Annotated in this window: 22 protein-coding genes; 14 read left to right on the plus strand and 8 right to left on the minus strand. The window is 43.9% G+C overall.

Features of this window, described 5'->3' with window-relative positions:
- Positions 1-37 precede the first annotated feature (37 nt).
- From THMIRH_RS10125 to THMIRH_RS10135, 3 genes are read left to right on the plus strand one after another with little or no spacing between them, the layout of a single operon-like run.
- Positions 38-304 (plus strand): sulfurtransferase TusA family protein, encoded by a 267-nt coding sequence (locus THMIRH_RS10125; protein WP_173291974.1) that lies wholly within the window; start codon positions 38-40, stop codon positions 302-304.
- A 14-nt stretch (positions 305-318) separates the two neighbouring features.
- Positions 319-1632 carry a peptidoglycan DD-metalloendopeptidase family protein gene (locus tag THMIRH_RS10130; protein ID WP_243831440.1) on the plus strand — a complete coding sequence of 438 codons (1314 nt, stop codon included), beginning with the start codon at positions 319-321 and terminating at the stop codon, positions 1630-1632.
- On the plus strand, positions 1625-2716 hold the full coding sequence (locus THMIRH_RS10135; protein ID WP_173291975.1) for an anhydro-N-acetylmuramic acid kinase: 1092 nt from the start codon (positions 1625-1627) through the stop codon (positions 2714-2716). Before THMIRH_RS10130 ends, THMIRH_RS10135 begins: the two co-directional genes overlap by 8 nt.
- A gap of 85 nt (positions 2717-2801) precedes the next feature.
- Here THMIRH_RS10135 and THMIRH_RS10140 read toward each other — a convergent pair whose 3' ends face one another.
- From THMIRH_RS10140 to argC, 3 genes are all read right to left on the minus strand, one after another.
- Positions 2802-3953, minus strand: a complete 1152-nt coding sequence (locus THMIRH_RS10140) for a citrate synthase (protein ID WP_173291976.1) — start codon at positions 3951-3953, stop codon at positions 2802-2804.
- Positions 3954-3985: 32 nt separating this feature from the next.
- A complete protein-coding gene (erpA, locus tag THMIRH_RS10145; RefSeq protein WP_173291977.1) occupies positions 3986-4327 on the minus strand; it encodes an iron-sulfur cluster insertion protein ErpA in 342 nt (113 codons plus the stop codon).
- Between the two features lie 96 nt (positions 4328-4423).
- Positions 4424-5467, minus strand: a complete 1044-nt coding sequence (gene argC, locus THMIRH_RS10150; protein ID WP_173291978.1) for an N-acetyl-gamma-glutamyl-phosphate reductase — start codon at positions 5465-5467, stop codon at positions 4424-4426.
- 113 nt (positions 5468-5580) lie between these two features.
- Here argC and THMIRH_RS10155 point away from each other — a divergent pair, with 113 nt between their 5' ends.
- The 10 genes from THMIRH_RS10155 (at position 5581) to THMIRH_RS10200 (ending at position 18048) form a co-directional block, all read left to right on the plus strand.
- Positions 5581-6777 (plus strand): iron-containing alcohol dehydrogenase, encoded by a 1197-nt coding sequence (locus THMIRH_RS10155; protein ID WP_243831441.1) that lies wholly within the window; start codon positions 5581-5583, stop codon positions 6775-6777.
- Between the two features lie 85 nt (positions 6778-6862).
- Positions 6863-7495, plus strand: coding sequence for a response regulator transcription factor (locus THMIRH_RS10160; protein ID WP_173291979.1), 633 nt, complete (start codon positions 6863-6865; stop codon positions 7493-7495).
- A gap of 64 nt (positions 7496-7559) precedes the next feature.
- Entirely contained in the window at positions 7560-8891 is a 1332-nt protein-coding gene (locus tag THMIRH_RS10165; protein ID WP_173291980.1) for a TolC family outer membrane protein, read from the plus strand.
- Between the two features lie 30 nt (positions 8892-8921).
- Positions 8922-10016: a DnaA/Hda family protein gene (locus THMIRH_RS10170; RefSeq protein ID WP_173291981.1), complete on the plus strand. Its 1095-nt coding sequence runs from the start codon at positions 8922-8924 to the stop codon at positions 10014-10016.
- Positions 10017-10086: 70 nt separating this feature from the next.
- Positions 10087-11055: an OmpA family protein gene (locus tag THMIRH_RS10175; protein ID WP_173291982.1), complete on the plus strand. Its 969-nt coding sequence runs from the start codon at positions 10087-10089 to the stop codon at positions 11053-11055.
- Positions 11039-11734, plus strand: coding sequence for a transglutaminase-like cysteine peptidase (locus tag THMIRH_RS10180; RefSeq protein WP_173291983.1), 696 nt, complete (start codon positions 11039-11041; stop codon positions 11732-11734). The genes THMIRH_RS10175 and THMIRH_RS10180 overlap by 17 nt, the downstream gene beginning before the upstream one ends.
- Before the next feature lie 39 nt (positions 11735-11773).
- Positions 11774-13705, plus strand: a complete 1932-nt coding sequence (locus THMIRH_RS10185) for a bifunctional diguanylate cyclase/phosphodiesterase (RefSeq protein ID WP_173291984.1) — start codon at positions 11774-11776, stop codon at positions 13703-13705.
- A gap of 91 nt (positions 13706-13796) precedes the next feature.
- Entirely contained in the window at positions 13797-16049 is a 2253-nt protein-coding gene (locus THMIRH_RS10190; protein ID WP_243831442.1) for a type I secretion system permease/ATPase, read from the plus strand.
- A 4-nt stretch (positions 16050-16053) separates the two neighbouring features.
- Positions 16054-17400 carry an HlyD family type I secretion periplasmic adaptor subunit gene (locus tag THMIRH_RS10195; protein ID WP_243831443.1) on the plus strand — a complete coding sequence of 449 codons (1347 nt, stop codon included), beginning with the start codon at positions 16054-16056 and terminating at the stop codon, positions 17398-17400.
- Between the two features lie 18 nt (positions 17401-17418).
- On the plus strand, positions 17419-18048 hold the full coding sequence (locus THMIRH_RS10200; protein ID WP_173291985.1) for a response regulator transcription factor: 630 nt from the start codon (positions 17419-17421) through the stop codon (positions 18046-18048).
- A gap of 52 nt (positions 18049-18100) precedes the next feature.
- On the opposite strand, the gene THMIRH_RS10205 is transcribed toward THMIRH_RS10200, so the two are convergent.
- The 3 genes from THMIRH_RS10205 to THMIRH_RS10215 are packed head-to-tail and all read right to left on the minus strand — an operon-like array spanning position 18101 to position 20629.
- Positions 18101-18790, minus strand: a complete 690-nt coding sequence (locus tag THMIRH_RS10205) for a sulfite exporter TauE/SafE family protein (RefSeq protein ID WP_173291986.1) — start codon at positions 18788-18790, stop codon at positions 18101-18103.
- Positions 18791-20347: a YifB family Mg chelatase-like AAA ATPase gene (locus THMIRH_RS10210; RefSeq protein ID WP_173291987.1), complete on the minus strand. Its 1557-nt coding sequence runs from the start codon at positions 20345-20347 to the stop codon at positions 18791-18793.
- 24 nt (positions 20348-20371) lie between these two features.
- Positions 20372-20629 (minus strand): accessory factor UbiK family protein, encoded by a 258-nt coding sequence (locus tag THMIRH_RS10215; RefSeq protein ID WP_173291988.1) that lies wholly within the window; start codon positions 20627-20629, stop codon positions 20372-20374.
- Between the two features lie 138 nt (positions 20630-20767).
- Here THMIRH_RS10215 and THMIRH_RS10220 point away from each other — a divergent pair, with 138 nt between their 5' ends.
- Positions 20768-21820, plus strand: coding sequence for a GGDEF domain-containing protein (locus tag THMIRH_RS10220; RefSeq protein WP_173291989.1), 1053 nt, complete (start codon positions 20768-20770; stop codon positions 21818-21820).
- 67 nt (positions 21821-21887) lie between these two features.
- On the opposite strand, the gene THMIRH_RS10225 is transcribed toward THMIRH_RS10220, so the two are convergent.
- Both THMIRH_RS10225 and argS read right to left on the minus strand, forming a co-directional pair.
- Entirely contained in the window at positions 21888-22577 is a 690-nt protein-coding gene (locus THMIRH_RS10225; protein WP_173291990.1) for an SPOR domain-containing protein, read from the minus strand.
- Positions 22577-24346 carry an arginine--tRNA ligase gene (argS, locus tag THMIRH_RS10230; protein ID WP_173291991.1) on the minus strand — a complete coding sequence of 590 codons (1770 nt, stop codon included), beginning with the start codon at positions 24344-24346 and terminating at the stop codon, positions 22577-22579. Before argS ends, THMIRH_RS10225 begins: the two co-directional genes overlap by 1 nt.
- Positions 24347-24438: the final 92 nt, after the last annotated feature.

Consider the following 24438-nt stretch of genomic DNA (forward strand, 5'->3'; position numbering starts at 1 on the left):
AAAATTGCCGCAAATTATAACCAATAAGCACCGACTCATGTCACAAGATATTACAGATGCCACAAATCCTGCTGTTTTCATCGATGCCAAAGGGCTTAAATGCCCCATGCCGGTGATTAAATTACAGCAAGCCATTAGAACGCAACCTAACGGTCAAGTTGTAGCCATTGAATGTACGGATTTAAGTGCCGAGAAAGATATTGGTAGCTGGTGCAGAGTCAATAAACACGAATTTATAAAAGTAGAGTCTTGTGACTTTGGCATCATTTGTTGGGTCAAAGTGATCAAATTGACTGCACCTTAAGTTATACTAAACTGATGATTAAAAAGACCCTCAACCTTCTCATTACTTATCTAAAAATCGGATTGATTGCGCTCATTCCCGTGACCATTGGCATTATCAGCATTTTGGCGATTGGTGAAACCAATGCCAGTATCATGATTAAAAAAAACCAATTGCCGCTCCCTGACATTCAATCCGTAGATCTGACTCAACTTGAAGCCAAAAAAGCTGCAGCGCCAGAAAGCCTGTGGGAAAAGCACAGTGTTAAAATCAAACCCAATGGCAGTCTCTCAGAAGCGCTGGATCAAATTGGACTGAATAAACAAATCACCTTTGATATTTTGCAGCTTAAAAACAGTCATTATTTAACGCAACTGCGAGCCGGTGACGAACTACAAATTTGGACAGACCAAGGGCAACTCAAAAAGATCCTCTACCCGCAATCCGAAGAACAAGATTTTGTTTTATCCGAGGTGCCAGAGGGTTTTCAAATAGAGGCCGTCAATCATAAGGTGCAAATCAAAGTGGTCAGCGTGGCTGGCACCATAGACGACTCTTTTTATCTCAGCGGCAAATCCGCTGGACTCAGCGCCAAGACCATTATGAATTTGGCCGATATTTTCACCTGGGAAATCGACTTTATTCGTCAGTTACGCCACGGCGACCCTTTCAAGGTGATCTACGAACAACGCTACATTAAAAACCAATATATCGGCGATGGTGACATTTTAGCGGCATCCATCGACACGGGTGGCGAAACACATACCGCCTTCTTACTCAAAGACGAGTCGGGTAAAAGCCTTGGGTATTTTGATGCTGAACAGAACAATCTTAAAAAGACTTTCTTAAAAAATCCCGTAGATTATGTGCGCATCACCTCCACCTTTAAACCCAAGCGTTTTCACCCAGTATTAAAAAAATGGCGCGCGCATCGGGGCGTTGATTATGCAGGGCCGATTGGCACCCCAATTCACGCCACCGGCGATGGACAAATTATCACGCGCACTTGGAGCAATAGTTACGGGCGCTTAATCATGATTCAACACGCCAATAAATATGTCACCGTTTATGGACATATGTCTAAATATGGCAAATACCCCAAAAATGCGTGGGTTAAACAAGGCGATGTGATTGGATACATCGGTCAATCAGGCTTAGCGAGTGGCCCACATTTGCATTATGAATTTCGTGTGAACGGTGTTCACCAAGACCCCCTTAAAGTGAAATTCCCTAACGCGGGACCCGTGCCCAAAAAATATCGCGCTGAGTTTGCAAACTATGCCAGTCTGATGCTGGCGCAAATGGAGCGTTTATCCCCCGACACTCAACTGGTGGGACATTTTGAATAAGCTGGCCATTGGCTTAATGTCTGGCACGAGCTTAGATGGCATAGATGCGGCCTTGGTCAGCTATTCAGAGAGCGATTTCAAACTTGTCGATTTTATCACGCACCCCATGAGCGTTGCTTTGCGCCAGCAACTTTTAGAGCTAAACCAAAGCCCTTCGATTGGGCTAAAAACCCTTTGCCAGCTGGAAAAAGCCGTGGCCGACGCATTTAGCGCAGCTGCTCAAACCTTGTTAACGCGCAACCAACTCAAACCGCAACACATTGAAATTTTGGGTAGCCACGGTCAAACCATTTTTCATGCGCCAGAAATTCCGATGTCTTTGCAAATTGGTCATGCAGCATTTATTGCCAAGCAAACCGGCATTTGTACCGCCGCGGATTTTAGAGTGGACGACATGGCTAATTTAGGACAAGGCGCCCCTTTAGCACCGGCATTTCATCAATTTCTATTTCAAAAATCACAACCGATTGCTTTGGTCAATATTGGCGGCATAGCCAATATCAGTTTTATAGACTCACAAGGGGATGTTTCTGGCTTTGATACCGGGCCAGGCAACGGCTTAATGGATGAAATTTGCCAAACACAACTCGGGCAATCTTGTGATTTTAATGGTGATATTGCCGCAAGCCACCCAGTCGACTCATGTTTGCTAGAACAGCTTTTACAGCATACTTACTTTAAGCAAACACCCCCAAAAAGCACTGGTCGCGATATTTTCAATCAGGATTGGTTAGCACCGCTCCTAAAACTGAGACCTAACTTATCCACCGAAACACTCATCTCCACTCTTAATCAATTAACTGTCGATTCGATAGTGTTAGGCCTTAATGCACTGCCATCCAAGCCTAAATCTCTATTAGTCTGCGGAGGTGGCGCACTCAATAAAACCCTATTACAACGCTTACAACAGCAATTGCCCTATCCAGTCAACACCACAGAATCGCAAGCGATTAACCCTCATGCAATAGAAGCCATGATGTGTGCATGGCTAGGCATTCAACGCCTAAACCATCAGCCAATCGCCTTAAAAAGTATTACAGGCGCCCAACAAAACAGTATTTTGGGCGGGCTTTGGTTACCTTAAGAGATCCCTAAGCCAATTAATGCATTAATCTAAAAACAAAAAAGCGCCGAAAGGCGCTTTTTGATTCACTCAGATTAACAAGGATTTAACCCCGCTGATCCATCGGTAAATAACAAAGGTTACCAGCCCCTTTATAGATTTGAGTCGGTCTGAAGATTTTGTTTTTGCTGAGCTGTTCACGCCAATGCGCCAACCAACCAGCTGAACGCGCCACCGCAAAAATTGGGGTAAACAAGCCAGGGTCAAAGCCCATTTCTTTATACAAAATACCCGAATAAAAATCGACATTCGGATATACGCCTTTATGTCCTAGCAACTCTTCACAAACACGCTCTACTTCTAAAGCGGTTTCAAACGCCGTACTCAGTTTCATGGATTTATCGCCCAACAACTGAGATGACAATTTTTGCAAAATGGTCGCGCGAGGGTCTTTGGTTTTGTATTCGCGATGCCCCATGCCCCAAATGACTTTTTTCTCAGCCAAACGTTTTTCAATGTAAGGACGCGCATTTTCAGGTGTGCCAATGGTTTCCAACATCTCAATCACTTTCTGGTTTGCGCCACCATGCAAAGGACCAGACAAAGAAGCAATCGCTGACGCAATAACCGAACAAGGATTGGCCAGCGTAGAGCCCGTTACCATCGTGGTAAAGGTTGAGGCGTTGATGGTGTGTTCTGCATGCAAAATGAGAATGGCATCGAGCAATCTTGCCCAATGTTTATCGGGGACTTCACCAGTCACCATATACAAAAAGTTTTCGGCATAAGATAAATCTTTACGCGGTTCAATCGGATCATAGCCATTGCGCATATGCTCCCACATGGCGACTAAAGTCCCCATATGGGCAATGATTTTTACCGTTACATCGTTTACATACTCTTGGTTTTCAGTGCCGCCCTTCATGTATTCGGTGCTGGGATAAAAACTCGCCAAGCTGGCAACCACCACTTGCAACATGTGCATAGGGTGAGTGGTTGACGGAAGGTTGCGCATAATTTCGCGGATATTGAATTTAACTCGGCGTGACTCTCGCAGTTTTTTATCGAAAGCATCCAGTTCAGCTTGGGTTGGTAAACTACCAAATAACAGCAATAGCGTGGTTTCTTCAAACGAAGAGTTTTCGGCCAAATCCATAATATTGTAACCGCGATAAGACAAAATGCCTTCTTGCCCATCAATATATGAAATTTCTGACTCAGTAGCAGGAACGCCCGCTAATCCTGGAATATAATCCATAAAACAACCTTTATTATTTGCGTAAAACCGCTTTAAACACTAAACGAAGAACCGCAACCACACGTCGTTGTCGCATTGGGGTTTTCAATCACAAATCTTGCACCTTGCAAATCTTCTAAATAATCAATCTTAGCACCCATCAAATATTGAAAACTCATCGGATCAATCAATAAATTCACACCGTTTTTTTCAACACAGGTATCGTCTTCTGCTTGTTCTTCATCAAAAGTGAAGCCGTACTGAAATCCAGAACAACCGCCACCTGTAATGTAAACACGTAGCTTGAGATTTGGATTGGCTTCATCTTCAATTAATCCGCTGACTTTAAGAGCCGCGGCTTCGGTGAAATTAACTGGGGTTGGCATTTCAGACATGGCGATCACCTTTTATAAGTTTGATAGAAATGGCATTCTATCAAATTGCATCTAAAACTGCACCCAAGCAAAACTAGGGGAATCGCTTCTTTACGCTTAAGGCAATAAAGCGACCTGATTTAACCCCAGCGTTTCTGGCAAATCAAACAAGATATTCATATTTTGAATCGCTTGTCCTGACGCACCCTTAACCAAATTATCAATCACCGATGTTACGACCACTTGATTTGAACCCGCAGGACGATAAACGGCCATGCGGCACATATTTGAGCCTTTAACCATGCGGGTTTCTGGCAAACTACCTGCCGGCATGACATCGACAAATGGCTCGTTTTGATAGGCTGTTTCAAATAAGGCTTGTAATTGGGCTTGCGATTTATCTTCGGTCAAAGTCGCATAAATGGTGGATTCCATGCCTCGCACCATGGGCACCAAATGCGGCACAAAGGTTAAACCCACTTCTTCGCCAGCCAATTGCGATAGTTTTTCTTGCATTTCTGGATGATGACGATGCCCTGCAACACCATAGGCTTTAAAGCTTTCACTCATTTCAGCCCCCAAATTCGCCACACTGGCACCACGCCCTGCACCACTCACGCCCGACTTGCCATCGGCAATAATGCTATCCGTTTTAACCAGGCCTGCTTTTAGCAAAGGCAAAATACCTAATAAAATACTGGTGGGGTAGCAGCCGGGGTTGCCAATAATCATGGCTTTTTTAATCTGTTCACGATAATACTCTGGCAAACCATAGACCGCTGAAGCCATCAGCTCGCCCTGCGTCGCTTCATGTTTGTACCAATGCTGCCAAGCGGTTAGATTCTCTAAACGAAAGTCAGCCGCCAAGTCGATGACTTTGGTGCCAGATTCAATTAAGTCTTTAGCCATACTCATGGCCACGCCATGCGGTGTTGCAAAAAACACCACATCACAAGTTTTCAGCTGGTCGATGTCGGGCACCGAAAAACGCAGATCATAGACGCCACGCAAATTAGGATACATATCAGCAACCGCCACCCCTTCTTCGCTGCGAGAGGTAATCATGGTGACTTGCGCTTGCGGATGTGCCGCTAACAATCTTAATAACTCAACACCGGTATAACCTGTGCCCCCAACAATGCCAACGCTGACTGTCTTCATGCTTGTCTCTTTGTCGTAAAAAATGAATGGGATTTATTCTAACCCAAGCACACCAAAATGCAATGAGCGACTCGACTGAGTACAATACAAATCATCAAATAAAAAGAGATTCCATGATGACTGCAAATTTTTCAATCCCTCAACAACCACAAATGCATTTTGGCTGGGGCATTCGCCATGCTTTTAAATCGCAATTGTTACAATATAATTTTCAGCATTTAGTGGTCATTTCGAGCCGATTTTTAACCAGGCCTGGTCAATTTTCAGCAGATTTAGTTGATTTTTGCCATAAAAATGACATGCGAGTTTCATTATTTTCGGTTTCTGGTGAACCTTCGCCGGAACTGGTTGATGAGATAGTGGCTTCCTGCGGAACCCAAAACCAAGCGGTGCTTGGCATCGGTGGCGGCAGCGTATTGGATACTGCCAAAGCCGTTGCAGGTTTGATTCCAAGTCGGCGCTCGGTAATGGATTTTTTAGAAGGCGTTGGCAAAGGTGAGGTCTTTAATGAAAGCACTCTGCCCTTTATTGCCCTACCCACCACGGCAGGCACTGGCAGCGAAACCACCAAAAATGCTGTGCTTTCAAAACTAGGGCACTATAAAAAATCATTCCGCTCCGACAAACTGCTGGCAAAAGCCATTTGGCTTGACCCAGAGTTTTTGGTGAGCTGCCCTAAAGATGTTCTTTTTAATACGGGAATGGACGCCTTTACGCAACTACTGGAATCTTACACCACCCTAAAAGCCAACCCCTTTACCGATGCTCTCGCATGGCAAGGTATGCAATTATTTAAAGACGCTTTTGAAAACATTGAAACAGGAACGCTCGAACAACAGCAAGTCGCTTATGGCAACTTAATGTTAGCCGCCAGTTTTTCGGGCACTACGCTTGCTAATGCTGGCTTAGGCGCTGTACACGGTTTAGCAGGGCCGATAGGGGCATTTTTTGAAGCGCCCCATGGCGCGGTATGCGCCAACTTACTGGCGCCCATCAGCGCACTCAATATTCAAACCCTCCAAACACAAGATTCCCACAGTGCTCAAAATACCTTGACCAAATACGCCCAAATCAGTCAACTTTTAACGCCTGACTCTCTCAAACAATCCATCGAAACACAGCTGAAAAGCTTAATCGAGCAGCTCGACTCGCTATCTAACCGTTATGTACCGCAAAAACTTCAAGACTTCGGGTTAAGCGCCGATAACCTAGAGCCAGTGATTAGCAGTTGCAGAGCAGGCAGTATGCTCGGAAACCCGGTCACATTAAGCGATCAACAGCTACGTAGCGCAATCACACACAGTTTATAAGTCATTGCTTTTAAAAAGCTGACATAAGCTGACATTTATAAATATTCGTTTTGTTCGAACTGGAAATCCAAGTAGAATTCTTTTCATGAAAAAATTACCACTATTCACTCTGGATTCTAACTTAATTAAACATTGGCAAGCTCAACTTGCCGATACGGATTATGCATTAGCTGTTTTTGATAATCTTACAAATATGAGCAATAGGCTTGAACAAACATCCTTTCCTCAACATGCGGTTTGTTTAATTCACCTAGATAACTTCACAGATGTAGCGTTATTGAAAACCCTTTGCGCCAAATTTACCCTATTGATTTTGTCTAATGCTCCTAGCAATGCTGAAGCCATCCCCTTATTTAAACTTGGCATCAAAGGTTACTTAAATGCATTTGCCAATCAAGCACGCATTTTACAGGTGCTGTTTACCCTTGAAGCCGGAAGCGTTTGGTTGGGTCAACAACTCTTGTCAGAATTGATCCAAACGGGAGGGTTGATTGAACCAGAAGCAAACTTGGCATCAGAAATGCTTGATGAGAGCATATTGACCGAAAGAGAACAACAAACGCTTGATTTAATTCGACAAGGATTGAGTAACGCTGAAATTGCTCAGACCCTTGAAATTACGGAGCGAACCGTTAAAAAACATGTCAACCAATTACTGGAAAAATGCCAAGTCAAAGATCGTTTAGCCTTGGTCATTAAATATCCTAAACGACAATAATTTGACAACTAAGGCAATGATTGCCACCAAATTTCATTAATTAACCCGTCAGAGAGTGTTAACCATGATACAAAAGAAAACTCTAGCCAGCACCATCACCACCACACTATTAATGACTGCCGTTTTCAGTTCGAATGGTTATGCCATGAACTTAAAAGAAACGATTGAAGATGCAATTTTGCATAATCCAGAGTTTCGCGCAGAAGTTAAAAAATATCGCGGTATTGAAGCCGAGGTTAGAGGTGCTCGTGGTAGTTATTATCCAACACTCGACCTGAATGCCGGCATCGGTTACGAAGAGGTTGACAATCAAACTACAGTAAACACTGGCAAAGGATTAACACGCCAAGAAACTTCCGTAAAACTGACGCAAAACCTTTTCGAAGGCTTTGGAACCTCCAATGAAGTCGATCGTCAAAAATTTCGTTTGGATGCACAGGCCTATAAAGCTGAAGCGAAAGCCAGTGACATTGCCCTCTCCATGACAGAAGCCTACATTGATCTGCTCAAACAACAGGATCTTTTGTCTTTAGCGCAAGACAACCTAGACACCCACCTTAAAATCATGGATCAAATTACCAAAAGAAACAGTGCGGGGATTGGCAATCAAGTAGAAGTCGACCAAGCAAATGCGCGTTTATCTCTGGCACAAGCAAACTTTGCATCGACCCAAAACAACTATTACGATGCTTTGGCGAAATTTCGCCGTGTCTTAGGGCGTGACCCAGACAGCGATTTGGTTAAGCCAAAATTTGCCTTCCAACTCCCTAAAAACCTTGATGATGCAACCAACACCGCCATGACAGATCACCCAACTTTGCGTTCGGCAAATGGGGATGTGGCTGAAGCTCGTAAACAATTTGAAAGTTCTTCCAAAACTTTTTATCCTCGCCTTGACCTTGAAATTGAAAAAACATTTGATAACAACCTCGGTGGTGTAGAAGGCAAAAATGAAGACCTGCAGGCCATGTTACGCATGAAATATAACCTTTACAATGGCGGCAAAGACTCTGCCAATCGTCAGCGCACAGAATCGGCTTACTTAGAAGCCACTGAAATTCGTAACAATACCCGTCGTCAGTTGATTGAAAACCTGCGTTATGCATGGAATGCGCAAGTGTATGTTTCTGATCAAATTAAATACACCACCCAACACATCAAACTCACCCACGACACGCTAAACGGATACCGCAAACAATTCAGCTTAGGGCGTCGTTCGCTGTTAGATTTACTAAACACCGAAAACGAATATAACAGTGCCTTACGCACCCTAATGAGCAGCGAAGCAGACCTATTAAAAGCCAAATATCGAATCCTAGGTGGCATGGGACATTTATTAACCAAGCTCAACATTCAATACAGTTTTATTGACCCTAAAGACCATCCAACTGAGTAAATGTCTATGAATATGGCTAAACAATCGTTTATGAATTTTATGCAGACCCAGCCTTCTGTCATTAAAATTTTGGGCATGATGTTGCTAACGCTGCTGTTATGGAGCTGTGGAACGCCAACACCCCAAGAAACAATTGTTAGGTCAGTGCAAGTGGGTTGGCCAGAATGGATTCTCAAAACTCCAGAAGACAGCCAACATTTTTATGCTGTGAGTAGTGCAACTGTCGAAAATAATGATGTCAATCTCGCCTATTCAAAAGCAGTTTGGGCAGCTCAAACTGAATTAAAATCACAGATGCAGCTGGCTATCAAAAAAATCCAAATTGGCAACGATTGGGCGGACAGTCAACAGACTTTTGATAATCAAGATTTGGAAGCACAACTGCGTTCGCTGGTTCGCCAAAAACTGACCCCGGATAAAAACATTCGTTTTAGTTACAAAACTGAAGAAACCTATGTGGACATTGAAAATAGAAAGTTCTTTGTCTTGGTGAGCTTGGCAAAAAGTGACATTCTTAACAATTTAAATGAGCGTGCCAACCTCCTTGAATCACAGCTCAAGGATTACAAACATGCCATTCATAAAGGCAGTACCTTGGCTCAACTGATGTCTTTATCCCCGGTCTTGCCGACCCTTGAAGAGCTCAAATTGCTCAATGAAATTTCATTGACCTTTGGCGCCCCCTTGCCGCCATTAAAAAAACAATTGCTGGCCGATTTAATGAACGACCAAATCACCCGTTTATTCAGTGGATTGGTTTTCAGTGTGGATGCACTGACAGCTGAAACTGAAAAGCTAGAACTGGCCTTGACCCTTGCTCTGCAAAACTCTGGACTAACGGTTTCAGCAAGAAGACCCGATTTATTGTTGAAATATTACATCGAAATCGAAACCGAAATTGTGGACAAATCCACAAAAGTGTCACTTGATACGGATATTGAGATGATTAACAGAGACTCTTCAAATTTTGAAAACTTTAATCGCTCTGTTGCGGCAGAAAACCTTATTCCAGAAGCGGCTCAGGCCAATGCTTTTGACCAACTGGCCATCGAATTAAAACAAACCATTACCCAAAAATTGGAAAACTATGTCGAAGAGGTCAATCGACTCAATTATGGTCGTTAATCAAAAAACGCCTTTATAAATTTCTAAAAATGTTCTTTAATGATAACCTGCTCACCTTAAGGAAAGTCAGATGAAACCCCTTTACCTGCTCACCAGTTTCGTTTTATGTTTAAACACTTCTTCGATGCTCTATGCAGACGCCACTACCTCATCTGTTCCTAATGCCAATTTAGATCCGCAACGCTATGGCATTAAAACCATTACCAACAAAAAAGACGATTCGCGCGCAGTCACCACTCTTTACAAAGATTTGGACCAAGATGGCGTTGAAGACCGTTATGACCAATGCCTTAATACTGGCGTGGGTTATGCGGTTGATGAGTATGGCTGTGAGTTGGATTCCGATAAAGATGGAGTTTATGACCGTTTTGACCAATGCCCAGATACCTACATCAATATTCCCGTAAACTTTTTAGGCTGCGAAGCCGATCAAGATAAAGACGGGGTTTTAGATTCAGCAGACCTGTGCCCCAATACACCATTAGGGGTTAAGGTGGATGCCCAAGGCTGCAAAGCCATTTTAGATACGGATGGTGACGGCGTTTTAGATCCTAAAGATCAATGCCCTGACACACCTTTAGGATCAACTGTGAATAACATAGGTTGTGTTCCAGAGGCCTTCGTGATCACTAATATCATCTTTAACTCCGATGCTTACTACATTCGTGCTGACCAAAAAGCCATCTTGGATGAGGATGCAGGTAAACTTCGCAAACTTGCGCCTAATGAATTGCTTGTGATTACTGGCTATACCGACAGCTTAGGAAATGACTATAATAATGAAAAACTTTCTTGGAATCGTGCTCAAAGCACAAAAGACTACTTAGTTAAAACATTCAACATACCGCAAGAACAAATTTATGTTCTAGGTAAAGGTCGAGCGGATCCCGTTGCCACGAATGCAACTCGTGAAGGTCGGCAAAAAAACCGCCGCATTACTTTAGAAATTAAAGCGATTAAAGACCTACCGCAAGGCGCGCAAAATAATATTCCTAAGGTCATGCAAGGGTATCAAGGAATCGATGAACCTTCAGAGTAACAAAACATCCATTAGGTGTGAAAAACTAAATCCAAAAATATTTATTTGGATATTGATAGGTCCTCTTATATGGTTGGGCGTTGTTTTTTCTGCAAATACCCCTCAAGTTGTTTCTAAAGCTGAAATTCAAGAGGCAAAAGAGCAATTTGGTCCATTAGCCGTTAAAAGGCTTGAAGCCTGGCAAGCTTTAATTGACAACAACCAAAACAAACCTGAAAAATTAAAACTCACCCTCGTCAATGATTTTTTTAATCAAGCTAAGTATATAGATGACCTGACACATTGGAAGAAGGACGATTACTGGGCAACACCATACGAATTCTTAACTACGGATGCTGGGGATTGTGAAGATTACGTCATTGCCAAATACTTTACTTTAAAAGCCCTTGGAGTAGAAGAAAGTAAATTATTTCTTACCTATGTTAAAGCGATACGATTAAAACAAGCTCATATGGTCTTAACCTATTTCGAAAACCCAAAAGATCAGCCTTTAGTTTTAGACAACCTAACGGATAAGATCCTATTTGCAAATAGGAGAAAAGACCTTGCCCCTATCTATAGCTTTAACGGTGATGGACTTTGGTTATCTAAACAGAGAGGAAAAGGCCAAAAAGTGGATGGTGGGACTGACAAACTCAAAGAATGGAATCGATTACTCCAAAAATTGGAGAAATCTTAATAGCATGACAAACGAATTAGACAGTGTAAGGAATTCGATATGAGCCTAACTAAGCAAATGATTATTTTCATTTCATCTATGTTGATGATTTTGTTGATTGGAACTTTTGCCTTAAATTTATCCAATACCAAGGTTTTCTTACAAGACCAGCTGTTAACCCATGCTCAGGACACTGCCACTTCTTTAGGGTTATCCCTCAGTTCCGTGGCAGACCCAGAAGACCCCTCTAGCATGGAAACCATGATCAATGCCGTTTTTGATAGAGGCTATTATTCGAAAATTGAACTGATTGATGTTGAAGACAAACCCCTTTATTTTCGCCAAAACCCTCAAACCATTGAAGGCATACCACAATGGTTCATCAATTTTATTTCATTTCATGCCCCAACCGCAGAAGCGCTGGTGCAAGCCGGCTGGTCACCCGTTGGCACGCTCAGTATTCAAAGCCACCCAGGCTATGCCTATATTGAGCTTTGGAAAGCCTTTAACAACCTTCTGATTTGGTTTTCACTAGCAGCGCTTATCGCCATCAGTTTAGCCTATTATGCGATACGCACCATGCTACAACCGCTCAAGTCGATGGAACAGCAAGCCGAAGCCATCGTTAAAAAAGAATACCTGCTGCAAAGCAAGCTCCCAGGAACCAGTGAGTTTAAGCAGGTCGTCATTGCCATGAATGCCATGGTTTCCAAAATGAAAGAAGTGTTTGATCGCGATGCTAAAATTGCCCAAAAACTGCAAAAAATGGCGTATCAAGACAGCGTAACTGGCATGAGTAACCGTGTGCATTTTGAAATGACGGTGGACGCCCTACTCGATCCACAACAGGAAAATACCGGAGGAGCACTTTGCCTCATTCATGTTGAAGGTTTAAAAACCTTAAATGACCAACACGGCTATTTAGTCGGCGACAAAATGATGAAAGACCTCTCCAGCCAATTAACGCAACAGTTTGCCTCCGCAAAAGCACTTTATGCCCGCCTGAATGGCTCTGAACTGATTGCGGTCTTACCAGGCTTTTCCGCTGAAACCCTACAATCGAATGCACAAGCATTAACCCATAGTTATCCGGAGATACTCAAAGCGTTAAATGCTGATACGACCGAAGCTTTTATTGCTGTCGCTCTGATAAATTATCACTTAGATGATCGCCGAGGACCTTTATTGGCGCAACTGGACTTTGCCACTCAACAAGCATTAGCAAAAGGTCCAAACCAAACCTATTGTCACATCACTGAAAAAGATCACGAAGACAACCAAGACTGGGAACAATTACTCATTCATGCCATTAATGAAAAACGCTTTATGTTATTCCAACAACCCTCTTTTGACGCGCAAGGAGAAGTTCATGACCGTGAACTGTTAATACGCCTAAAAGATGAAGATGGCACCATGCGTTCAGCCGGCTACTTTATGCCCGCGGTTGAGAAACTCAATAAAGTGTTCGAGATTGATTCGCTGGTCATTCACTTAGCTTTAGATTATTTAAGCACGCATCATCCCAAAGAACTCTTAGCCATCAATCTCAGCCAAGCGGTTCTCAACTCACAAGAAACAACCGATGCGCTATTTGAATCGATTAAAAAACTGCCTTCTCAACAGCTCTCTTTTGAGCTGAGTGAATCTTTGGTCTCCACCGAAAAAGCCAAAGCCTGGCCGTTTATTCATGCCCTTAAAGCACACCAAATTGAAACAGGCATAGACCACTTTGGTAGCCGTTTTGCCGATATGCGCTATTTACAAGAACTTCGCCCAGATTATGTCAAACTAGATGCCGCCTTCAGTAAAGCCATTGAAAAAGATGAACAAACTCAGTCTTATGTATCTAGTTTGTGCGAAATGGCCAACAGCTTAGATATTAAAGTCATTGCTATGTCGGTAGAGAATGAATCTCAGGTAGAGGCTTTTAAAGCGCAAGGCGTCAACTACTTCCAGGGTTATCACTTTGGCGCCCCTACGGCACTCAAATAACCTGAAGATTAGCGGCCTTAGAGTTGCTTTTACGGATAACTAATGGTAAGTTTACAAAAATTTAAGTTAATGACGACTAGGTAGAATCGGCGTGAATGAGCTCCCAAAATCCCAAGCCTCGCCTAACATCAATCAGGCGACTGAACAAGCTGCTCAAGCCAGTGCTGGCATTAGCCCGCAAGACCAAGCACATCAAAAAGCTTACAGAAAAGCCAGTCGTTCGCAACATATCGAGCATGATGATGCATTGCTCGATTGCCTAGTGCTCTACACAAAAATTAATCGCAACCCTTTTTCCAAAGATTCTTTAATTGCTGGATTACCCATCAGCAATGGCCAAATCACACCAGAACTTTTTATCCGCGCGGCCGAAAGAGCCAACATCACCGCCGCCTTTAAAAAACGCCCTTTGAAGGAAATTCCAAATCTGGTGTTACCCTGCATTTTACCGCTTAAAAACAACCAGGCCTGCGTGCTAGAACACCTAGATTTAGAGTTGGGTGTCGCTCGAATCATTCTCAGTGATGCCCCAGAAGGTCATTTAAGTGTGCCGATTGATAAATTGGAAGAAGGTTATTTAGGTTATGCCATCTATCTTACCGTTAAATACCATAATGCCGATAAAGCGGAAAACCTGATTCATGCCAACAAGGGACACTGGTTTTGGAGCACTTTTTGGCAAAATCGCGGTATTTACCGTGATGTTTTAATCGCCTCTATCGTGATTAACCTATTCATTCTTGCCAACCCCCTGTTTGTGATGAATGTTTATGACCGAATCGTGCCAAATAATGCCATTGAATCCTTGTGGGTACTTGCCATAGGGGTTAGTGCCGTCTATGGTTTTGATATTCTATTAAAGTTCTTACGCTCCTACTTTTTAGAAACCGCTGGTAAGAAAAGCGATGTTATTCTGTCTGCCAAGTTATTTGAACAAACCCTGGGTTTAACCATGGCAAACCGCAACAGCACCGTTGGAGCCTTTGCGAACAACCTAAAAGAGTTTGACTCCATTCGTAATTTCTTTACCTCTGGCACCATCGCCTCTATTGTTGATCTCCCGTTTGTCATCATTTTCTTGGGCGTTATTTTATTTTTAGCGGGGGACTTGGTCTGGGTTCCAATTATGATCATTGCCCTGATTTTGCTTTACAGCATGATCATGAAAGGCCCTATTCAAAAAAGCATTGAGGCCAGCTACGAGGCGCAAAGCCAAAAAAATGCGGTGCTGATCGAAACCCTGACCGCGATTGAAACCATTAAATCCCTCGGTGTCGAAGCCCATTCTCAATGGAAATGGGAGCAAGCCGTGGGCGACATCGCCCGTGCCAGCATCAAGTCTAAAATGTTACAAAGTTCGATTGGTCGCATGACCGGTTTTTTACAACAAATGAGTACAGTCGTCATCATTTTGACTGGAGTTTATATGATTGCCGACGGCAACCTGACCATGGGTGGGCTAATAGCCACGGTTATGCTTAGCCAACGCGCCATCGGACCTATGGGTCAAATTGCCAGTTTAACCGCCAGTTATCAACAAACCAAAACCGCTCTCAACTCTCTCAATGATCTCATGCAAAAAGAAATTGAGCGCCCTTTAAATAAAAAGTTTATTCAACACCCTGTGGTTGAAGGCAATATTGAGTTTGTAGATGTCACCTTCACCTATCCTGGTGAAACCAAACCTGTTTTAAATCGCGTTTCTTTTAGTTTAAAAGCTGGCGAAAAACTCGGCATTATTGGACGCATTGGCTCAGGGAAATCAACCATCGAAAAACTGATTCTTGGGTTTTACCCTGTGGATTCCGGCAGTATTTTGATTGATGGCATCGATATTTCGCAACTAGACCCTGCCGAACTGCGCCGCAACATCAATTATGTGCCACAAGAAATCACCCTTTTTAAAGGCGATGTTAAACAAAACATTGCTTACCGAGCCCCCTTTGTGGATGATGACGACATTATCAAAGCGGCAAAACTGGCGGGGGTAGATGACTTTGTGAAACGCCATCCATCAGGTTACAGCATGGCAATCAGTGAAGGTGGGGCATCGCTATCAGGCGGTCAAAGACAAAGCATAGGCGTTGCTCGTGCACTCTTATTAGACACGCCCATTTTCTTGTTTGATGAACCCACCAATGCTATGGATGCCAAAACTGAACAAGCGCTGATTGACCGTTTAAAACAAGGCATCTTAAAAAATACCACCATCGTTGTGACCCATAAAATGAGCCTGTTACAATTGGTTGATCGCCTCATCGTATTAGATAATGGCAGTATTATTGCCGATGGTCCAAAAGCTACCGTTCTGGAAGCCTTAAAAACAGGTCGTATAAGTCGATAAGCCTATGAGCAAAAAACCGATTCACAAAACCAAAATTTCTGATGATGACTTGGCTTTTATGTCGAGCCTTAGCCAAGCGGCTTTAGAAAAAACCACCTTTAAATCGCAATTTATTGTCTGGACGGTTCTGTTAGTTTTTGTTCTCAGCGTGGTCTGGGCAAACTACACGGAACTGGATAAGATAGTGCGTGGCGAAGGCAAGGTTGTGCCTTCTAGCAAAGTACAATTAGTGCAAAACTACGAAGGTGGGATTATTGAGTCTATCCTAGTCAGTGCGGGTGATCAGGTCAAACGCGATCAAGTATTGGTGCAACTCGACAACACGCAATTCCTCAGTACTTTTGGTGAAACCCTGGTTGAACAACAAGCGCTAAAAGCCAAAGCCGCTCGCTTAAAAGCCGAAGCTTCTGGCAAAGAGTTTGTTGTACCAACTGATTTAAACAGTCGCTACGAAAAAGAAGCCTACGAACGAGAATTTGATCTCTATCAAAATCGCATGCAACAACTCAGCACTTCTAAACGCATCATTGAACAACAGATTGTCCAGTCCAACACCGAGTTAAAAGATGCTTTTTCTCAAAAATCCCAACTGCAAAACTCCTACAAACTGTTAGAAAAAGAAATTCGCATGACCGAACCTTTGGTCAAGCAAGGTATCGCCTCTGAAGTCGATTTACTCAAAACGCGTCGTGAGCTTAATGACACCGCTGGTAAGCTCAATGCTGTGGAACACTCCATTCCTAAGTATCAATCGGTGATTGCAGAATCAGAGCAAAAAATTAAAGAAACCGAGCAAAAGTTTGCCAATGAAGCCCAAGAAAATCTCAACGAAGTTCTGGCCAAAATTTCACAAATGGAAAGCTCAAAAACAGCGCTTGAAGATAAGGTCACCCGAACCAGTATTCGCTCTCCTGTGAATGGAACAATTTCAGAACTGTTGGTCGCCTCGATTGGCGAGGTGGTTCAACCGGGGAGTGACATCGTTAAAATTGTTCCGAATGACGATTCTTTGGTGCTAGAAACCAAAATATTACCTTCTGACATAGGGTTTGTTTACCCTGGACTGAAAGCAAAAGTGAAATTTACCGCTTATGACTTTGCCATTTATGGCGGTTTAGATGGTGAAGTGCAAAAAATATCTGCCGACACCATTACTGACGAAGAAGGCAATAGTTTTTATATCGTGCGCATCAAAACTCAAAAAAATCATTTGGGTTCCGTTGAAGACCCGCTCTACTTAATGGCAGGGATGACAGCCACCGTTGATATCGTGGTTGGCAAACATACTGTTTTAGAGTACCTCATCAAACCCATTATCAAAGCCAAAGACTTGGCTTTGCGCGAATCTTAAAACAGGTAATCCCACAAGATGCTTCCCATTTATCTTTACGCCCAAAACCCTGAAGCCTTGCAACGCTGGATGCAACTTCAAGGGGTAAAATTCAAACCCTGTTTTAATCTAATGGGCTTAGCAGAAACTGCCACCGAAGGTTTGATTTTGGTGCATCTCACCAACAATCCACAACAACTTGCAGAAATTAAAGCCCTAGCAACCGCGGGTATAAAAGTCATTGCGCTGGCCAATGAGCCCAGCGGCCCTGAAGGCGCTAAACTTTTCAAACTTGGCATCAAAGGCTATCTAAACACCTACACCGACCCCATCAAACTACAACATGCCATCGAGGTTGTTTTGCAAGGCAATGTTTGGCTGGGGCAAACCGTGATGAGTGCGATGATTCAAAATATCACCAAAACACCTGCGCTCAATACCGCTTGGCAAATCGGTTTAAACGAAAAAGAACTTGAAACCGCCAAGGCGATTTTGCAAGGCAAAAGTAATAAAGAAATTGCAGATCTGTTGAATGTCACAGAGCGCACCATTAAAGGCTATGTTCACCAACTGCTAGAAAAGTTTGACGCTAAAGATAGACTGGGTTTAGTGTTGAAAATTCAAAATTGGCCAGTCGAAGCCGAGGTTTTAACTCAAAGTCAGGCTTAAATTGGCAGATGTAAAGTTGTGCAAAATTTTCAAGCTGCTTAGGCTACCGTCTTTAAGCAACTTTTACACTGAGCGCCAAGTAGATTTGCCAGCAACCCATCGCGATGACGCTTAGCCCAGCAAACTGACGAACCCTAAGATTTCTGGCCAAACGGGTAAAGTAAAATACAAACACCCCCATCAGCATTAAATTTGGTAAAGTGCCCAAACCAAATGCCAGCATGACCATTGCCCCTTCAAACGCTCCGCCAGAACTGAGCGCCATGATTAACATGCTGTACACTAATCCGCAAGGTAACCAGCCCCACACCAAACCAAACAACCAGGCCTGGGGCAAATTCTTAACGGGCATTAAACTGGTGGTCGCTGGTTTTAGGCGCTGCCACAAACTTGCGCCGGCCTTTTCAACCATCACAATTGCTGACCACCAACCGCCCAAATACAACCCCAACAAAACCATAAAACCGCCCGCTATGATTTGCAAAGCTTGCTGAATGGGTAAAAACTGTGCCAGCGAAGTTAAAGAGGCGCCCAATAAACCAAACAGCCCTCCCACTATCATATAGCTGGTGATTCGACCCAGGTTATAAGCCAATTGATAGGGCAACATACGATACACATGCGCCTGAACTTTGGGCGGCAAATTAAAGGTTAAAGCCCCGACCACACCACCGCACATGCCCAAGCAATGCACGCCGCCCAAAATTCCCACAATAAACGCCGTTAACCAAATAGATTCCACTTAGTTTCCCTGCAACTTTTTATCTAGCGCACGATACCCCACCGCTTCTGCCAAATGCGGCAATTCAATCTGCTGCGAATCTGCCATATCCGCAAGGGTTCGTGCCACGCGCAAAATACGGTGATACGCCCTAGCTGAGAGCCCTAAGCGATTCATCGCCTTTTCTAAAAAGACTTCACTGCTCTGGTCTAGTTGCGCATATTGCTGTAATTGTGGTGGCGTAAGGGCGCTGTTTAAAACCCCTTGTCTTGCCATTTGCTTTGCTTGACAAGTTACAACCCTTTTTCTGACTTGCTGACTGCTTTCCGCCTGAGGATCCAAGCCGCCTTTTAAATCTTCAAACTGTAAGGGGGGTACTTCTAGGTGACAATCAATTCTGTCCAATAAGGGGCCTGATATTTTGCGTAAATAACGCGCAATTTGTTCTGGCGTATCTTTACAGCGATTGAGCGCATCATCTGGAAAAAAACCGCTCGGACTTGGGTTCATCGCCGCCACTAACAATGCCTTGGCAGGAAAAGACACCTGTTGATTCACTCTGGCAATTTCCACCCGATGGGTTTCTAACGGTTCTCTCAGCGCTTCTAACACAGGGCGTTGAAACTCGGGCAGTTCATCCAAAAATAATATGGATTCATGCGCCAATGAAATGGCACCCGGTTTTAAATAATGCGAACCGCCGCCAACCATTGCCGCGGTAGTCGAAGTATGGTGCGGATTGATAAACTTTCTTTGATACAAGCTTGCAGGATGCAATACTATCCCCGCCAACGAATGGATAGCCGCCACTTCCACCGCTTGTGCCTGCGACAAAGGCGGTAACAGGGTAACTAAGCGATTCGCCAACATACTTTTCCCCGAGCCAGGGGGGCCAATCATCAAAAGGCTATGTAAACCGCTGGCACAAATTTCCAATACTCGTTTAGCCTGCGCCTGCCCTCTAATGTCGCTTAAGTCTTCTGCAAACTCATCGCGCTCGTTGACGGGCAAAGGACCGGCGGCTTCAAGGGTTGCAGATTCGTCTGCTAAGAACTGGCAGATAGCCAATAAATGATTTGCCCCAAGCACACTTGCGGAAGACACCGTTTGGTTACCCAATAAAATGCCTGCTTCAAGCAAATTATCTTGCGGGCAAATCAAGGTTCGACCTGATGCTTGCGCTTGCAATGCAGAAGGAATTAAGCCTTTAATAGCACGCACTTCACCATTTAACCCCAATTCACCGAGCCACTCAAAATGCTCTAAAGGCTTGCGTGGTGTGATTTGTCCCGTTGCCAATAAAATACCCAAGGCGATCGGCAAGTCGTAGCGGCTACCCGACTTAGGCAAATCGGCTGGGGCTAAATTAATGGTAATTCGCTTAGGTGGTAATTGAAATCCACAAGACAATAAGGCACTCCGCACCCGGTCTTTACTTTCTTTGACAGACGCTTCTGGCAAGCCAACAATCGCCAAACTTGGCAATCCATTGCTGGCATGCACCTCTACCTGAATTTCGGGCGCGTCCATGCCCAAAACGGCACGGCTAAAAAGCGTGGCATAGCGAGTTGCGCTCATGGTAAAAGACTCATGCTAACCAAATTAAGCGTCCGTTTTATTTAAATTGGATTCTAATTCAGCCACTTGCTTTTCTAAGGCTTCTAATTTTTGGCGTGTTTTAGCCAAAACCTGCGTTTGAATATCAAACTCTTCACGAGAAACCAAATCCATTTTTTGAAAAACACTGGATAAGGTCATCTTCAGATTTTTTTGCATATTTTCAGGCACCTCACCCAAACCGGCGGGTAATACTTCTGTGACCTTATTCACTAAAGACTCTAATTGACTGGGATTTAACATAACAAACTCTCTTTTAATGACGATTATTTTTAACTCAAAAACTATACCCCTTTCACTCAAAGATATCCATAAATAGGCTATTGTTTAGGATAAAAAAGCGGTAAAATCACAAACCAATGTTCAAATAAGGCGAATTGTATGCTCCGCGATTTTAAGGATGCCCCAGAAAAGGCTAAGCGAATTTTTATGATGCTCCAAGAACTCTTTGAAGAGCAGAACATCAATCCCCATCCGCTTAACTACTATATTTGGTATAGCTACTACAAAGGCGACAATCCTAAATTTCGCCAAGAAATGGATCGCGTTTTAAATGATCCCTTCGGTTATAACGACCGTATCGGCAAACGCCTGTATGAAGAATACCTTGAAGATCAAGACAATTCTGACAACCAATTTGACAGTGCTTTCAAACGCCTAATTGGACTCATGATTCAAAAGATGAATCTATGGAGCGATCGTCTTGAAGAACACACTAAAGAATTAGATGCCTGCGCAACCTCTTTATCAGGCGATCCTTTAAACGCCGAAGAGCTCAAAAAACTCACCAACTCGGTGCTTAGCACCGCCAATTCGATGCAACAAAGCACCGCAGAATTTCAAAAAGAATTACTGGAAAGCACCAAAGAAGTTCAAGACCTGCGCCAGCAGTTGATTGAAGCGCGCGCTGAAATTATGCAGGACGAATTGACACAAGTGGGTAATCGTAAGGCCTTTAATAATGCCATAGAAGAACTGACCACTGAAGCCATGCAGGCCCCGCAAACTTTGTGCTTAATCATGACAGACATTGACCACTTCAAGCGTTTTAATGATACTTTTGGGCATTTAGTCGGTGATAGCGTTCTGCGCTACTTTGCAAATGTCATGAAAAAAGGCAAACAAGAAAACGAAACCATTTGCCGTTATGGCGGAGAAGAGTTTGCCATCTTATTGGCTAACAGCAGCTTAGAAGCCGCCAAAGCCCGAGCAGAAGCGGTACGCAGTGGTATTGAGTCTGCCCAGCTGAAACGCGCCAACTCAGAGCAAACGCTAGGCAAAATAACTGCGTCTTTTGGAATTTCGGTTTACCAAGGGCCCAAAGAAAGTGTTGAAAGCTTTATTAAACGCGCCGACGATGCGCTGTATTTAGCAAAAGACCAAGGCAGAAACCAAGTTAAAACCGAGCTTGACATCCCCGTAAAACCTGCTTAAGCCAACTTACCAAGGTCAATCCACCTAACCTATTTAAATCGTTGTTAAAAAAGAATACCCACTCTGGTTAATTCTCTGATTTAGCAACGGTTTTAAGACTGCTCTTGACCAGCAGAGTATCCACTCCAAGACGATTCAACTCATTACGCTTTTTATTCAACTCCAGGCGGTCATCAAAAGGCCCCATCCGCAAACGGTAATACAGTTTTTTGCCTTGATAAATAGACACTTCCACGGCTTGCCCCATTCTGGCTAAACGCGCTTTTTCTTTTTGAGCCTGCTCTGCCGACCCAAAAGTGCCTGCTTGAATATAATAAGGCACTGGCAAGGTTACCGGAATGGGCTCCGCATCCACCAAAACCTCGGTTTCACTAAGACCATGATAAAAGCTATATTCTAACGGCTGTGCGGTTTTAGCGGATGCAGTGGCGGGCGTAATCGCCACCACATTTAAAGGTTGTTGCGGGGAAGCTTCTTCAGGTTCAGCGACAACTTCTTTTGCCTGAGCCACATCAGGGGTTTTGATCTCTTCAACACTGGCTTTCGCTTGCGCTTCTTGGCGTGTTCCAACCCCTTCTGTTGCGAAGTGATAGACCACAAAATACCCCAATACCAAACCCAGCGCCAAGAAAGTCGCTGCCACCCAGACCAAACGAACAGAAGAACCTGCAGAACTCTCTTCAGCCACCTGCTGAGATTTACGCTGATAAGGCTTTTTATGGCTGCCGCCATATCCATGACGCAAATCACCCGCCATCACATTTTCTCGGGCGCTGAGACCCCTAAAATGGCTAGGCCGTTTTTCAAAACTTGTTGTACCGCACAAATAAGCGTTAAACGCGCTGCCCGCAAGGGTGCTTCTTCTACAATAAATTGGCTGGCATTGTAATAGGCGTGTAAGCCTTGCGCTAAATCTTTGAGATAATAAGCAATTTGATGCGGTTCATAAGCCAAAGCAGCGCGCTCTATTTGCTCTGGATATTTAGACAACAACATCGCCAAATCCGCTTCATGCGCCAGCGTTAGTTGATCCAAATGTGCCAAGCCCGCTAAGGCATCAACGGCATAACCTTTTTCTTTGGCTTGTTCTAACACTCGGCTGATACGGGCATGCGCATATTGAATGTAATAAACAGGGTTATCGTTAGACTGAGATTTCGCCAAGTCTAAATCAAAGTCCATGTGTTGTTCGGAACGACGCTGTACATAAAAATAACGCGCTGCATCCTTACCCACTTCATCACGCAACTCACGCAATGTTACAAACTCTCCAGAACGCGTCGACATAGAGGCTTTTTCGCCACCACGATATAAAATGGCAAACTGCACCAACAGCACATTTAACGCATCGGCATTTACGCCCATGGCAGTCATCGCCGCTTTGACACGCGGCACATAACCATGGTGATCCGAACCCCAGATATCAATTAAGGTATCAAAACCGCGCTGTAACTTATTTAAATGATAAGCAATGTCTGAAGCAAAATAGGTTTTAACGCCATTATCACGCACCACAACGCGGTCTTTTTCATCGCCGTAATCGGTCGATCGGAACCAAAGCGCACCGTCTTTTTCATAAATTTTATCGGCTGCTTGCAGCTTTTCAATGGCGGCATCAATCACGCCAGAGTCCATTAAAGAACGCTCTGAAAACCAACCATCAAACTCCACCCCAAACTCACCAAGGTCTTGTTTAATGTCCTCTAAAATACTGTTCAAGGCCGCATCAAACACCACGCGATAATGAGCTTCACCCAACAGAGTTTTGGCATTGATAATCACATCATCTATGTGCTGTTCTTTGTCGCCAGTTTGCGTCGCGGCATCAAAATCTGCGGCAACACCCTCAAAGACTTGGGCCACTGGGCGCACAAAATCTTCGCCATATTCTTCAATCAAACCACTGGCAATGTCATAAACATAATCGCCTTTATACCCATTACTTGGGAACTTAAATTCCGCACCGCATAACGCCAAATAACGCAACCAAGTGGACGCCGCCAAAATGTCCATCTGACGACCTGCGTCATTGACATAATATTCGCGCGCAACTTCATATCCAGCTACTTTCAATAGGTTAGCAACACTGGCGCCATAAGCAGCACCACGACCATGCCCCACATGCAAAGGCCCTGTTGGGTTGGCTGACACATACTCCAGTAGGACTTTTTGTCCAGAACCTAGGGTTGATTGACCGAATAACGCTTGCGCAGACAAGACCTTTTCAACCACATCAAATTTGGCAGTGTCTTTAACAAAAAAGTTAATAAAACCAGGGCCAGCAATCTCGATTTTTTCGATGTTGGCATCTTTTGGGAGGTGCGACAAAATCAGTTCCGCTACCTGGCGCGGGGGTTTGCCAACCAGCTTGGTCAACATCATGGCAAGGTTAGTCGCATAATCGCCGTTGGCTTTGTCTTTGGTATTATCAAGATTGATTGCCACCTGATAGTCTGCGGGCAAAACACCTTCGGCTTTGAGGGTTTGAATAACGCCAGATAAATGGTCGGCAATTTGCTGCTTCATGCGAGAATCTCTTCAAAATTTTAAAAACGGTATTTTACTAGATGCGCCAAGGCAATAGGAACTTTTAAACAGCCAGAGATCGTCAGCGCCGA

The sequence above is a fragment of the Thiosulfativibrio zosterae genome, assembly GCF_011398155.1.
Lineage (GTDB): Bacteria > Pseudomonadota > Gammaproteobacteria > Thiomicrospirales > Thiomicrospiraceae > Thiosulfativibrio > Thiosulfativibrio zosterae.

Excerpts from the sequence above, each read along its gene's own strand:
- THMIRH_RS10175 (WP_173291982.1), top strand. The coding sequence starts at position 10,087 with ATGAAACCCCTTTACCTGCTCACCAGTTTCGTTTTATGTTTAAACACT.
- THMIRH_RS10180 (WP_173291983.1), top strand. The coding sequence starts at position 11,039 with ATGAACCTTCAGAGTAACAAAACATCCATTAGGTGTGAAAAACTAAAT.
- THMIRH_RS10130 (WP_243831440.1), top strand. The coding sequence starts at position 319 with ATGATTAAAAAGACCCTCAACCTTCTCATTACTTATCTAAAAATCGGA.
- THMIRH_RS10225 (WP_173291990.1), bottom strand. The coding sequence starts at position 22,577 with ATGGCGGGTGATTTGCGTCATGGATATGGCGGCAGCCATAAAAAGCCT.
- THMIRH_RS10165 (WP_173291980.1), top strand. The coding sequence starts at position 7,560 with ATGATACAAAAGAAAACTCTAGCCAGCACCATCACCACCACACTATTA.
- THMIRH_RS10140 (WP_173291976.1), bottom strand. The coding sequence starts at position 3,953 with ATGGATTATATTCCAGGATTAGCGGGCGTTCCTGCTACTGAGTCAGAA.
- THMIRH_RS10195 (WP_243831443.1), top strand. The coding sequence starts at position 16,054 with ATGAGCAAAAAACCGATTCACAAAACCAAAATTTCTGATGATGACTTG.
- THMIRH_RS10215 (WP_173291988.1), bottom strand. The coding sequence starts at position 20,629 with ATGTTAAATCCCAGTCAATTAGAGTCTTTAGTGAATAAGGTCACAGAA.
- erpA (WP_173291977.1), bottom strand. The coding sequence starts at position 4,327 with ATGTCTGAAATGCCAACCCCAGTTAATTTCACCGAAGCCGCGGCTCTT.
- THMIRH_RS10220 (WP_173291989.1), top strand. The coding sequence starts at position 20,768 with ATGCTCCGCGATTTTAAGGATGCCCCAGAAAAGGCTAAGCGAATTTTT.
- THMIRH_RS10210 (WP_173291987.1), bottom strand. The coding sequence starts at position 20,347 with ATGAGCGCAACTCGCTATGCCACGCTTTTTAGCCGTGCCGTTTTGGGC.
- argC (WP_173291978.1), bottom strand. The coding sequence starts at position 5,467 with ATGAAGACAGTCAGCGTTGGCATTGTTGGGGGCACAGGTTATACCGGT.
- THMIRH_RS10125 (WP_173291974.1), top strand. The coding sequence starts at position 38 with ATGTCACAAGATATTACAGATGCCACAAATCCTGCTGTTTTCATCGAT.
- THMIRH_RS10170 (WP_173291981.1), top strand. The coding sequence starts at position 8,922 with ATGAATTTTATGCAGACCCAGCCTTCTGTCATTAAAATTTTGGGCATG.
- THMIRH_RS10185 (WP_173291984.1), top strand. The coding sequence starts at position 11,774 with ATGAGCCTAACTAAGCAAATGATTATTTTCATTTCATCTATGTTGATG.
- THMIRH_RS10155 (WP_243831441.1), top strand. The coding sequence starts at position 5,581 with ATGATGACTGCAAATTTTTCAATCCCTCAACAACCACAAATGCATTTT.
- THMIRH_RS10160 (WP_173291979.1), top strand. The coding sequence starts at position 6,863 with ATGAAAAAATTACCACTATTCACTCTGGATTCTAACTTAATTAAACAT.
- argS (WP_173291991.1), bottom strand. The coding sequence starts at position 24,346 with ATGAAGCAGCAAATTGCCGACCATTTATCTGGCGTTATTCAAACCCTC.
- THMIRH_RS10200 (WP_173291985.1), top strand. The coding sequence starts at position 17,419 with ATGCTTCCCATTTATCTTTACGCCCAAAACCCTGAAGCCTTGCAACGC.